This is a genomic window from Gottfriedia sp. NPDC056225, from assembly GCF_042267765.1.
Lineage (GTDB): Bacteria > Bacillota > Bacilli > Bacillales > Bacillaceae_G > Gottfriedia.
On sequence record NZ_JBHJTJ010000076.1, the window covers coordinates 1 to 11315 of the forward strand.

Annotated in this window: 14 protein-coding genes and 1 pseudogene; 3 read left to right on the plus strand and 12 right to left on the minus strand. The window is 30.1% G+C overall.

Annotation, left to right across the window (positions count from 1 at the left end):
* Positions 1-198 precede the first annotated feature (198 nt).
* A complete protein-coding gene (locus tag ACFCYN_RS23675; RefSeq protein ID WP_375952277.1) occupies positions 199-3279 on the minus strand; it encodes an AAA family ATPase in 3081 nt (1026 codons plus the stop codon).
* Positions 3280-3281: 2 nt separating this feature from the next.
* On the minus strand, positions 3282-4436 hold the full coding sequence (locus ACFCYN_RS23680; protein ID WP_375952280.1) for an exonuclease SbcCD subunit D: 1155 nt from the start codon (positions 4434-4436) through the stop codon (positions 3282-3284).
* A 199-nt stretch (positions 4437-4635) separates the two neighbouring features.
* On the opposite strand from ACFCYN_RS23680, the gene ACFCYN_RS23685 reads away from it, so the two are divergent.
* Positions 4636-4953, plus strand: coding sequence for a thioredoxin family protein (locus ACFCYN_RS23685; protein WP_098117844.1), 318 nt, complete (start codon positions 4636-4638; stop codon positions 4951-4953).
* A 610-nt stretch (positions 4954-5563) separates the two neighbouring features.
* Here ACFCYN_RS23685 and ACFCYN_RS23690 read toward each other — a convergent pair.
* Together ACFCYN_RS23690 and ACFCYN_RS23695 are read right to left on the minus strand one after the other, a co-directional pair.
* Positions 5564-5920: a DUF2500 domain-containing protein gene (locus ACFCYN_RS23690; protein WP_172444354.1), complete on the minus strand. Its 357-nt coding sequence runs from the start codon at positions 5918-5920 to the stop codon at positions 5564-5566.
* Positions 5921-6212: 292 nt separating this feature from the next.
* Positions 6213-6659 carry a hypothetical protein gene (locus tag ACFCYN_RS23695; protein ID WP_375952284.1) on the minus strand — a complete coding sequence of 149 codons (447 nt, stop codon included), beginning with the start codon at positions 6657-6659 and terminating at the stop codon, positions 6213-6215.
* A 259-nt stretch (positions 6660-6918) separates the two neighbouring features.
* Here ACFCYN_RS23695 and ACFCYN_RS23700 point away from each other — a divergent pair, with 259 nt between their 5' ends.
* The gene (locus ACFCYN_RS23700; protein WP_375952287.1) at positions 6919-7233 is read left to right on the plus strand and encodes a hypothetical protein; all 315 of its coding nucleotides are present in this window, start codon (positions 6919-6921) and stop codon (positions 7231-7233) included.
* A gap of 79 nt (positions 7234-7312) precedes the next feature.
* Here the strand turns inward: ACFCYN_RS23700 and ACFCYN_RS23705 are convergent, their stop codons facing one another.
* Positions 7313-7936, minus strand: a complete 624-nt coding sequence (locus tag ACFCYN_RS23705; protein WP_375952290.1) for a phosphatase PAP2 family protein — start codon at positions 7934-7936, stop codon at positions 7313-7315.
* 91 nt (positions 7937-8027) lie between these two features.
* Entirely contained in the window at positions 8028-8204 is a 177-nt protein-coding gene (locus ACFCYN_RS23710) for a YozD family protein (RefSeq protein WP_087997714.1), read from the minus strand.
* A gap of 153 nt (positions 8205-8357) precedes the next feature.
* Here ACFCYN_RS23710 and ACFCYN_RS23715 point away from each other — a divergent pair, with 153 nt between their 5' ends.
* Complete coding sequence (locus ACFCYN_RS23715; protein ID WP_172444351.1) at positions 8358-8513, plus strand: hypothetical protein; 156 nt, start codon at positions 8358-8360, stop codon at positions 8511-8513.
* A gap of 13 nt (positions 8514-8526) precedes the next feature.
* On the opposite strand, the gene ACFCYN_RS23720 is transcribed toward ACFCYN_RS23715, so the two are convergent.
* From ACFCYN_RS23720 to ACFCYN_RS23745, 6 genes and pseudogenes are all read right to left on the minus strand, one after another.
* Positions 8527-9195: a hypothetical protein gene (locus ACFCYN_RS23720; RefSeq protein WP_056466277.1), complete on the minus strand. Its 669-nt coding sequence runs from the start codon at positions 9193-9195 to the stop codon at positions 8527-8529.
* A 234-nt stretch (positions 9196-9429) separates the two neighbouring features.
* Complete coding sequence (locus ACFCYN_RS23725) at positions 9430-9648, minus strand: YozE family protein (protein WP_172444350.1); 219 nt, start codon at positions 9646-9648, stop codon at positions 9430-9432.
* Positions 9649-9742: 94 nt separating this feature from the next.
* On the minus strand, positions 9743-10033 hold the full coding sequence (locus ACFCYN_RS23730) for a YokU family protein (RefSeq protein ID WP_172444349.1): 291 nt from the start codon (positions 10031-10033) through the stop codon (positions 9743-9745).
* Positions 10026-10442, minus strand: a pseudogene (locus ACFCYN_RS23735) (lysine 2,3-aminomutase); the annotation flags it as partial. The pseudogene ACFCYN_RS23735 and the gene ACFCYN_RS23730, both read right to left, overlap by 8 nt.
* Positions 10443-10480: 38 nt before the next feature.
* The gene (locus ACFCYN_RS23740; RefSeq protein ID WP_375952295.1) at positions 10481-10630 is read right to left on the minus strand and encodes a hypothetical protein; all 150 of its coding nucleotides are present in this window, start codon (positions 10628-10630) and stop codon (positions 10481-10483) included.
* A 271-nt stretch (positions 10631-10901) separates the two neighbouring features.
* Positions 10902-11315, minus strand: a 414-nt coding sequence (locus ACFCYN_RS23745; RefSeq protein ID WP_375952297.1) for a hypothetical protein, incomplete at its 5' end; no start/stop codon positions are given.

Consider the following 11315-nt stretch of genomic DNA (forward strand, 5'->3'; position numbering starts at 1 on the left):
TAATTATATCTATTCTTGTTTAAATATGCAATACTATGTCAAATATTGTTAAACCCCTCCAATACCCAGTTTGTTTACAAAGTTTAACTATCAATTTTAATACCTGTCTCCTATTACATATATATTTCATTTTATAAAACTTATTTGTAAAATTAATAAACCGGAAACAAACATCTTGTTTCCGGCATTCATTTCATATTATTTAATTAAAATTGAGATCTCCGAATAACCTTTATTCGTCTTATGAACTTCAATTACTGCAGGCATTGCATCCTTCACATCTTGAACATGGGAAATAACGCCTATTAAACGACCTGATTTTTGAAGCTGAATTAGTGTATCTATTGCTTTTGACAATAATTCATCATCTAGCGAACCAAACCCTTCATCTATAAACAGCGTATCAATCGATACACCACCTTTATGTGCTTGAATGATATCTGCCATTCCTAAAGCTAAACAAAGTGATGCGTTAAACTGCTCTCCACCAGATAATGTTTTTACATCTCTGGCTAAACCTGTATACGAATCATAAACTTCTAATCCTAATCCACTTTGTTTTCGTCCTTTTTCAACTGAATCTTTTCGTTGTAATTGAAATTGGCCATTCGATAGATGATCGAGTCGAATATTTGCTGATTCAATGATTTGTTCGAAATAATCTAATAAGACATAACGTTCAAACGAAATCATTTTATCATTATCGCCTTTTGTTACTTTATATAAATCTGTTAAGCCAGCTAATTCTTTTTCGGTTTTTACAAACTCTTCTTGATAAGTATTCAAATCAATTTTCAACAGATTTAATCGTTTAGTTGATTCTTGAATACGAATCATTTCATTTACGATTCCATCTAAATTTTGTGTAATTTCTTGTACCTTGCTTCTTAAATCAGTCTCATCTATTTTTTCGTTTGATTGCACTTGTTGCTCAAGTAACCCTTTTTCAGTAGTTAGTCTTTGCAGATTCTCTTCAAAAGTCGATAAATCGCTGCGATACTGATCAACATACTTTATATATTCAATTGCGCTTATAAACTCTGATTCAATTTTAAACTGATACTCCGATAATTTTTCGTGATATGTTATCGAAACTTTTTCAATTTCTTGCTTTAATTTTAATACATCATTTTCAAGATGCGAACAAGTTGTTTCTTTCACTGTTTTCTGCTCAGTTAAGAGTTTGTGCTCTTCTTCAATCTTGGATATTTTCGCTTTTAAAGTAACAATTTGTTTTTCTAAATCATTTTTTTCCGTTTGCCATAGTTCAAGAGTTCTAAGCTGTTCAGGTAATCTCGATTCTACTTGGACAACACTTAGTTTTAATCCATTTATTTCATTAGTCAGCTTATTCATTACGTCTGATTTCTCAGTAACTTTTATCATTAACTCACTAACTAATTGTTCTTTTATTTTTACTAATTTATTAACTTGTTCAAATGTAGCCTTTTTCACTGTAAGCTCTTTTAGTATTGTTTCATTATCATTAAATTCTTTTACTAGACCTTTTAAACCTTCATTTGTAAAGTCAAATTGACCATACTCTTCTAAAAAGGCTTCTTCATCCCTTTTCACTGTGTTTTCAATGCTTCGAATGCCACCTTGGATTGTAGCAAGTTCAGTCTGAAGTGCATTCACTTGTTGTTTCAGCTTTTCTGCATCTTCTTCGTTTACTGTCCCGTTAAATTTAGCAAGAGAAGGATGATGAGTGCTTCCACATACCGGACATTGCTCTTGATCTTTTAAATCTTTCGCTAGAAAGGCAGCCTTTTGTTGAATCATTTCATGTTCGATTCGGTCTAATTCATTTTTAAATTTACTATGCTCGACTTCTTTATTACGATAGTCAATTACTTTTTGCTCTAAATCTCTTTTTGCAAACACGATCCGTTTTGCAGCCCCGCCTTTTTGTGAAATTTCTTTACTTAATAAGGAAATTTTAGCCCACTCTTCATGGACTCCTTCTAGGTCAATTAAACTCAATTTTAATTTGTTTAATTCTTCGGTCTCTTTTTTTAATTCAATTTGTAATGATTGTTCTTCTCTTTCAGCTTTGATTAGATTTTTCGACTTATGATCGAACTCGATTTTTAGATTTTGAAATTGATTAATATCATCTTTTAGAGCTACTAAATTATTTAATTGGCTTTCAAAACTTACTAATTTTTTATGTTCTTCAGGAAGGGTTTCTACCTCTGCTGAAATTTGTTCAATTTTCGAAAGTGTTCCTTTTAAACTTTCAATTTCAACTAACAATTTATCATTCGTAACTTGAAGTGAATTATTAAGCTTTTCAAGTTCAGTTTTTACAGGCAATACTTTCTCAGCATTTGTAGCTAATTTTATTTTCACTTTTTTATCTTCAATATCTATCTCTTGGTCTTTCAACATCGCTAATAATTCAATGATTTCACGCAAACGATCAATGTTTTTATTATGCGTTTCTGCTGAGAATAATTTTTGTTGATGAACCTCTAATTGTGATTTTTGTAGTTTTTCTGTTTCTTCAAGTCTTTTTAAATCTTCTATCATACTTGAAATATGTTCAGTCAAAATATCACTTACTAAATGTAGGTTAATTTGAGAATCGTCAGCTAGTTGAATGCCTTTTTCACTTAAGATTTTTTCAATCACTTCTAATTTGATCATTATTTTTTGTTTTAAATTATTAAAGTGACTTTCCTTATTTTTTCTAGCTAAATTCAAATCTTCAGCTACTTTTTCATATAATTCAGTTCTGAAAATCTTACGTAAAATTTCTTCTTTTTCTTTCGTATCTGATACTAATAATTTTCTAAACTCACCTTGAGGAAGTAATACGATTTGTTTAAATTGATCGGCATTAATTCCTAATAACTCTTCAACTTTTTTGTTTACAATAGATGTTTTATTAAATTCTTGGCAATATGGTACCTTTTCATCATTTTCAATTTTATAAAACTCTATTTTGTCGCCAGTTATTCCTTTATTTTGCTTTTTCTGATGCCCTTTTTGCCTAAAAATATTATAATGATTCCCTTTTAATTCAAAAGTCAGCTCGACACTTGTATATAGATCATCATCTGCAAAATGGCTTCGAAGTAAAGCTTGATCATTTCTATTTTCACCGCTCGCTTCTCCAAATAAAGCAAAACAGATTCCGTCAAAAATTGTTGTTTTACCTGCACCAGTTGGACCAGTAATCGCAAATAAGCCTTTTTCATTTAATTTACTAAAGTCAACATTCACCTTATCTTTGTAAGGTCCAAATGCATGAAGTACTACTTTTAATGGCTTCAATTCTATTCCTCCCTTACAAAAATCCCATGAATTATTTCTTTCATATATTGTTCATCTTCAATTTTTAAATCTTCATTTTTCATTTCTTTATAAAATGCTTGAAACAGTTCAAGTTGATTTTTTGATTGTTTATCTACTAAACTTAATTGATTTTTGTTATCTAATTGTACTGCTGAACGCTTTCGGCTAACATGCATTGCGTTCGGATATACGGTTCTAATTTGCTCCATCGGTTGTACAACCATATGATCATCAGTTAATTTTACAAACACATAATCATGATTAACTGGATGTTGTCTTATTTCCTCAATTGTTCCTTCAATTGATCTCAAATCTCGAATTGGATGAAACTGTCTCTTTTCAACAGATAACTCGCCATTACCTTGTATTTCAACAATTAAACAACCTTTTTTATGATTTTCTTCTGATAAAGAATATTTTAGAGGAGAACCTGAATATCGAATTGATTTATTGCCTACATAATGCGCGCGATGCAAATGTCCTAAAGCAGTATAATTAAAATGCTTGAAATTATGATGAGATACATATTCAGCCCCACCAATCGAAAGTGTACGCTCTCCCTCAGTCTCTTCATCTGAAGGCTCACCATTATTCGTTACGAATGCATGTCCAACAAAAACATTACGGACAGACGGATCTAATTCTTCATCTCTAATTTTATTTATGATTGCTCTCATTGCATCATCATGCGAATGAATATCATCGTTTTTTAGTATATAGCGAACAATACTTGGTTCGGCATAAGGAATTAAATAAAAATGCACTTCACCTTCAGCATCATATAAAATCACTTTCTTAAATGGAGTTTGAAATTTCCCTACTAAATAAATACCTTCTTTTTCCATAAATCGACTACCAAAATCAACTCGTTCAGCACTATCATGATTTCCAGCAATTGCAAGAATTGGCGTATTGCACTCAAGGACAATCTTATGGAACACATCATTTAATAATTCAATTGCTTCAGTCGGAGAAACACTTTTATCATATAAGTCACCTGCAATTACTACTGCATCAGGCTTTTCTTCTTTAATTATTGATATAAATTCATCTAAAATAGAACGTTGGTCTTCTGTCATATGTACACCATGTACAATTTTACCAAGGTGCCAATCTGCAGTATGAATAAACTTCATTTAATACACCTCATTTATTTTATTGGCCGTTTTCTTGTATCGAAACTACAGCTTTTTATTTAATTATATTTTACATCAACATACGAACGTTTGTATCCTTTTTAAATGAATAAATTAAAAAATGCATTATTAAGCTAAAATAATTGAAATACTACTAAATATGATACAAAATATAGCTATAAAAGCTTAGGAGGCAATTATGGAAAAATTAGTTGATGTAAAAAAATATGAAGAAGTTATAAATAGTGAAAAGCCAGTAGTCGTTAAATTCTTTGCAACTTGGTGTCCTGATTGTACACGTTTAGATGCATTTATTGGAGAGGTTATCGAAGAACATCCTTCATTTACTTGGTACACAATGGATCGCGATGAGTTTCCAGAAATCGCTAGTGAACAACAAGTAATGGGTATTCCAAGTTTACTAGTATATAAAAACGGTGAAAAAATTGGTCATTTACATAGTGCAAATGCAAAAACGCCAGAATCAGTAGAAGAATTCTTATCTACTTTTGAATAATAAAAGTAGGTATTAATTATAAAACCACATTGCAACAATTATTGAATTAGTAATTTAAATAATACGCAAATTGGTATTAAATAAATGCAAAAGAGGCATTGCTTGAGCAATGCCTTTTGTTGTTAATGTTAATTTTCTTATCCAACTATCGAATGCGCTTAGTTGGATATAGATATATAGTATGTAAGCATGTAGAGAAATTCAATTTACTTCTTTTTCTTTCTTCTCTCCAATGAGAAAGTAATATATTAACCAAATGACAATAAAAAAACAAATGACAAATGATACATAATCTTTAGAAATGAAATTAAGTATAGTTACAAAAATCATGGCAATTAAGGGGATCAAACGTAAAAAAAAATCTCTCATAAATCGATTCCTTTCCATACTTTACGCTATGTGTGACTGAAATACCTTTTTATGACTATACTATCATAACGTGTATTTGTAACTTTAGAGAACTTTGGCTTTTTCCCCATGATATTTGGATAATCCTTTTTGCAATTAACTAAAAAGACCACATGATCGATTAATACAAAACGCTAGTTCAATCAGCTTTAAATATATGGTAACTACGATGACAGATTAAAATTAATGAAGCGTTTCAAGTTTATCTGATTCTACTAAAACCAAGAAATCTAGAACCTTGAAATGCAAGTTCTCCATTATCACCTTCAACAATCATTCCGTATTCAGCATCCTTTACCTGAAATTCTATTCGATCTCCACTTTCTACTTCAAACGTTACAAAATAACTACTATATGACCTATTTTCCACTCCACCTTGTACGGCTGTTCTTTTAGCTATAGCTTTGGCTTTTACATTTAATTTTGGTGAGTTGTTATTTTTATTCCATTGTGAAACTCCCTTTATGATTGATATTACAATTATGGATAGAACTATTACAAACATGATACCAATAAAAATGGGACCGAACGTAAACAAAAAATCTCCGCCTTCAAACATTTTACCCCTCCAAAAATCCTTTTACTATATTTTTGCGTGCTTTTTTATGTAAGCTTTTTTTATGATGTATAGCTATCTAAATTCTTCTTCCTATATGAAAACATTTAAATTTTTTAAGGAAAATCAATGAATATCTTAGTCAATTTTAACAAATATGCCTTTCAAATTACCAAAGTAAATTTGCCTATTTTTCTACAATCTTATTAAACAACTCTCTAGACATTTACTAAAAAATATAGCTACCGAAGCAGCTTAAATGTTGTTAAACAAAAGTGGCGTTAATTCACTCTAATTATTTAGTAGTGTAATCTTTCCAGCCACTTTTCGAATGAATTTTAGTTATTTTTCCTTCATCCGAGATAAACGCTACTGTTTTCCCAGCAACTTTGTATTTGGTTACAGTAAATGAAATTTTAACTGAATCATATTCAGGATGATCATACATAAAGTCATAGTTAAACTCGATCATTGTTGCACCTGTTTTAATTTCTTTAGACAGCCATTCATTTTCTTTCTCAAATTTAGTAGCAGAAATTCTTTGATTTCGTTCAAGTATATAAATTTCGTCTTTTGTAAGTGTTTTTGAAGCGTTAGTAATGGTCTTAGTTCTTTGAATACTAAGTTTGTTATATGTATTTTGGATTATAGGAAAAAATAAAGCTCCTATTCCAATCACAAAAACGTATAAAATCACAAGACCTACCCTACGGCTTTTCTCTTCTCTTTTAATAACAGGCATATTTATAAACACTCCTAACAATTCGAGTATTGTTATACGACCTTATTATTTTATTCAGATTAATTTCAATAAATCTTTTTCTTACATCAAGCCATTCTGTTGAATAAGACATTTATATGTAGTCCCATTGTCCTTTGATTATCTATGTATTTCCGTTAAAACTTTTAAGGCTACATTAGCACCTCGTTTACCATATCAATTCGTATTACAACATAAATTTATGTGATTATGACATATACATCTTTTGAGGTGATAAATTGTGATTAACTTCATTGAAGATGTTGTTCGTTTTCCAGAAGCACTTACAGGTGGAAGAACGATTTCACGTTTATTTCGAACATATCCCTTTAGAGTTTTAAGTGCAAGCAGTGTTTTAAGCGGAATTGATTATGGTTTTTCAGACCAAGAAGGTATGTTCTTTAGAACAACGATTGATACTAGTGCTCATATTATTTCTCCTTATGAAGTAGTCGTAAATATTACTTATGGCTTTCGTTCTCGGGAATTCGATAAACGTATGGATGCTACAATTAAATATACATTATTCTTAAATCAGTTATATTGGCCTACTTGATTGTCTCATAAAGAATAAAATATAAAAAAATACACCTATAACATAGATCAAATCTATATTTTATAGGTGTGTTTTTTATTTAAACCTGTCTTCTTTCATGTAAAAAAATAAATATATTTTTACAAATACTATACCAAGCGTATCCAACTAACCAACCAGCAATAATATCAGAGAAATGATGTACATGTAAGTAAATTCTGCTCATCGAAATTAAAAAAATAATTAAAAGTGCGATAAATTGAATTACTCTTTTATGCTTCATTAAAGAAGGTTGAAGCACAATTAAAATGAATCCTAAACTTAGAAAAAAAGTTGTTGCCATAACCGCATGTCCACTTGGGAAACTAAATCCACTTTCAACATAATACATTGAAGTTGGACGTGGTCTCTCATATATATCTTTTAAAAATGTAACAACTACTCTAGCAGTTAAGAGTGTAATAATTAAAGAAATGCCTGTCCATATACGCTTAAGAATAATTGAATAGATTAAGATGATGACCGCGAATGTCAAATACATCTTTGAAGAACCAAAATCCCTTAAGAAATAGCAAAATGAATCCAATGCATCAGTCCGAATGAATTCAAAGAACTTAAATGCTGATTGGTCCAGGTTATGAATCATTTTCGAATCATAAATAAGTCCTAAAATAATAAATAGAAAGATAGACGTAATAATTAGTATCCAATTATTTTTTTTCATAAATTCCTCCAAATCTAATTTACCGCTAAGTCTGCTTGTACTTTGGATACACAGAGAAAAACGACGAGATTACCCGTCGCCACTTTCATGACTATTCATCTTCTTCATCAATTTCATCAATCATACATTTTTCCAGTAAGTATTCAAAAGTAATATCCGCTAATTCTTCAATTTCCTCTTCCTCAGGAACATATCCTCGTTGAATGAGCTGTTGATAGAAAAATTCTGCTATTTCTTCCGTATCAATAACTACCTCAATTTCTTTCACTAGCATCACCCCTTACTAGTTAATATGTGAAAAATGAGAAAATATGAAAAAAACCTTACTAAGCACAAAAAATATTAATATGTAACCTTTAGCATAATACAACATTGACAAGCATATATTCAATTAAAACATGTTAAGGGAGCGAGATTACCAATGATAAAAATGGACAAGCTAGCTAATTTAAAAGAAATTATGGTTAATGATGACAAGTTTGAAGAAGTTGCTGAAAAACTGACGACAATTGCATTTTTTATTTTATTAGGGATAGGCATACCTTTTATGATTCATATAATTCTACAATTATTGTAGAATATCCTCTCTCTCAATTCGTTTTCTTCTCTGAGAATTTATTTAAATTTTTAAGCACAAGATCCATCACAATTTTATATTCTTCATCTTGGAAGATTGAATATAAAACAGCATAATCATTATATATATCTAATAATCCATCGATTATTTCTTGCTTTGTTGTTTTATTTCTATTTTTATTAAAATCATTCATTGAGCGCAGTTTTTCTAAGTCTAATTTAGTAATGCCATTTTTATCATTTCTTAATTTCTTCAAGATTGCATTTGCAGTTTGTGCTGATGCAATTAAAGTTAAATCTGTTTCATCGGCTTCTAACCATTCTCCATCAGTAATGCGCGCTAATTCATAAATTGTATCTTCCCACGCGTCATTTTTATATCGCCAAACTTCAGTACGGTATCCAACAATACGAAAAATTTCTTTTTCATATCCGTTGACTTGAACGAGATCCCCGAAAGAAAATGAATAATTAACTTCGATCCATTCTTTTTCAAGTTTTTTCCCATCATATTCGTTGAGAAGTTGAAGAGTATTCTCAACATAAAGTCCGTCATGATTATTGACCTCATATACAAAAACGCCATCCATCAATTTAATATTTGTTATCTTACCTACAGTTCCATATAACGTTATCACGACAATATCATCTACGTTATACTTCGGTTGTTTTTTCTTTGTCATACTTCTTACCTCCTTCTCCATTCGTCGTGACTAATACGTTTTTACTGTATACTATGCAGCCGATAGATAATTGTCTGTCATTTTCAGAGTAAATAAAAAAAGGGATTAGCCTATTTTATAGGGCAGAAGTTTAAAGCAAGTTCAAAGAGCGATCTGTACAAATTATAAATAGAAGAACTAACACAGTTTTTTTATAAATAAAAAAGATGCAACTTAGTTTAAACTAAGTTACATCTATTGATCTTCTTCATATAAGTTCCATGCTTCGTCGAAAACGCTCATAGATTGTAAAAAAGTACCATCCAATTCTAAATATGAGCTAATTTCGTCATAGCTTGAAGATTGTTTTGGAAACGAGTGATCATTAAAAAGATGATCTGCTAATATTCCAATATCAGTAGGAATTTTATAGTTTCTATGTTTCATCATATAATGGTAAAATGACTTTCTCATGATTCTCCCTCAGCTTTATTTATATTTTCATATTATATACCCGCTTACAAAAAACTAGATAAGCGAACTATTTTATAATTTAAAAATACAAGTTCTATGACGAGAAGTCAAAATAATTTCTTTTTAACAACCTCGGCTGCTTCATTAATTCATCAAATGACACCGAAACTGGAAGTAGTTTTGTTGAAATAAGAAATAACTGATCTTCTATTTCCTTAACCATCTCTTCCTTCTGATAAGTGAAATTACATTGATTACAATGAAATGATGGTACATTTGTAATTGTGATTGCGCGTGAGCCATCAGGTAATTCCCAATGTACAACAGCTTTTGTTTCTATTGCATTTTCCTCTCCACACCAATCACACTTTAATGGATTACTCATCTTTCTTTTCACTTCCATCCATTTTTTGAATTTGAGCTTGATATTTTTTCTCCTTTAGTTCATCTCTTTTTTCTCTTTTATCTTTTAATGAATTATGTGTTGGATCTGTTTGATACTGCTCCCTTTTTTTAATTCTTTCTAAATCTGCTGGAATTAAGCTTTGTACTTGATCATTCATAATACTAGCAATACCAACTTTAGCAGCCTTATTTAAATAATCAGGATAAACAAGTGAAAAATAATCCTCTGCAGTATCTTCTTGATAATTCTCAGGCTCTGGATAAGAAGTTATAACACCTTCAAAATTTCGAAGTACGGTTTTTTTACTACTTTGAGAGACGATATAGTTTGGCTGAAGTGAAATTTTCCCTCCACCACCTGGTGCATCTACTACAAAAGTAGGTACTGCATTTTTTAAATAATGTACTTTAACAATAAAAAAACGGACTACTTTTTTACTGTAGTACCGTTTTTAAAGGCAATCATTACACTTTTCGCTATTAAATTAATATTTGGTTTATTTCGTAGAATTACTGTGCCAACGGGTTTATTAGGAGCTGATGTAGCACTGTTATTCTTTGAATCATTGTTTTCCATGCTACCCCGCCCTTCCCTTTTGTATAATTCTTCCGGTGTTATTAGGGCGGTTAAGTGCTTTCGCACATACCGTATTAAATTATATGTATCGCGTGCTTGACTGTGTGCCTATGTACATGCAAATCATCTCATCTTGTTACTTTCGAATTAAAATAATCGGTTTTTGTTAAATTTTAATTTTGATTTTTGAACTAAAAAAGGTTATCTAAATTGACAACCCTAGGAACACTTGTACATCTAATGCAGTGCATTAGTTGTACAAGAATAAATATTATAAATATCCAATTTCATCTAAGGCATTTAAATAGTTTATGAATTTGATGTTATCTAATTTCTGGTTCTCCGCCTCTATTCCTATAAAAACTACTAATTCTTTTTCTATATAATCACACCTACAACCTTGTCTCGTATAACCACTAATTCGTTTACCGTCTTTACTTTCTAAAATAATATTAATTATTTTTTGATCCTTTAATTTAAATTCTTCATCTGGATAGGTATTTAATAAAAATTCATAAAACTCTTGTTGTGATTCCTTTTCTTCCTCACTATATAAATTATTTAAAACAGTTTCATCATCGATCTGATAACACTTGATTATATTAGGGAAATCTACATATGGATCCTCTTTTAATTCTAAGAAATCTTTAATTGCTAATTCTTTAATTTTATATTTTTCTTTATA

Excerpts from the sequence above, each read along its gene's own strand:
- ACFCYN_RS23705 (WP_375952290.1), bottom strand. The coding sequence starts at position 7,936 with ATGAAAAAAAATAATTGGATACTAATTATTACGTCTATCTTTCTATTT.
- ACFCYN_RS23740 (WP_375952295.1), bottom strand. The coding sequence starts at position 10,630 with ATGGAAAACAATGATTCAAAGAATAACAGTGCTACATCAGCTCCTAAT.
- ACFCYN_RS23690 (WP_172444354.1), bottom strand. The coding sequence starts at position 5,920 with ATGTTTGAAGGCGGAGATTTTTTGTTTACGTTCGGTCCCATTTTTATT.
- ACFCYN_RS23720 (WP_056466277.1), bottom strand. The coding sequence starts at position 9,195 with ATGACAAAGAAAAAACAACCGAAGTATAACGTAGATGATATTGTCGTG.
- ACFCYN_RS23730 (WP_172444349.1), bottom strand. The coding sequence starts at position 10,033 with ATGAGTAATCCATTAAAGTGTGATTGGTGTGGAGAGGAAAATGCAATA.
- ACFCYN_RS23680 (WP_375952280.1), bottom strand. The coding sequence starts at position 4,436 with ATGAAGTTTATTCATACTGCAGATTGGCACCTTGGTAAAATTGTACAT.
- ACFCYN_RS23715 (WP_172444351.1), top strand. The coding sequence starts at position 8,358 with ATGATAAAAATGGACAAGCTAGCTAATTTAAAAGAAATTATGGTTAAT.
- ACFCYN_RS23695 (WP_375952284.1), bottom strand. The coding sequence starts at position 6,659 with ATGCCTGTTATTAAAAGAGAAGAGAAAAGCCGTAGGGTAGGTCTTGTG.
- ACFCYN_RS23725 (WP_172444350.1), bottom strand. The coding sequence starts at position 9,648 with ATGAGAAAGTCATTTTACCATTATATGATGAAACATAGAAACTATAAA.
- ACFCYN_RS23685 (WP_098117844.1), top strand. The coding sequence starts at position 4,636 with ATGGAAAAATTAGTTGATGTAAAAAAATATGAAGAAGTTATAAATAGT.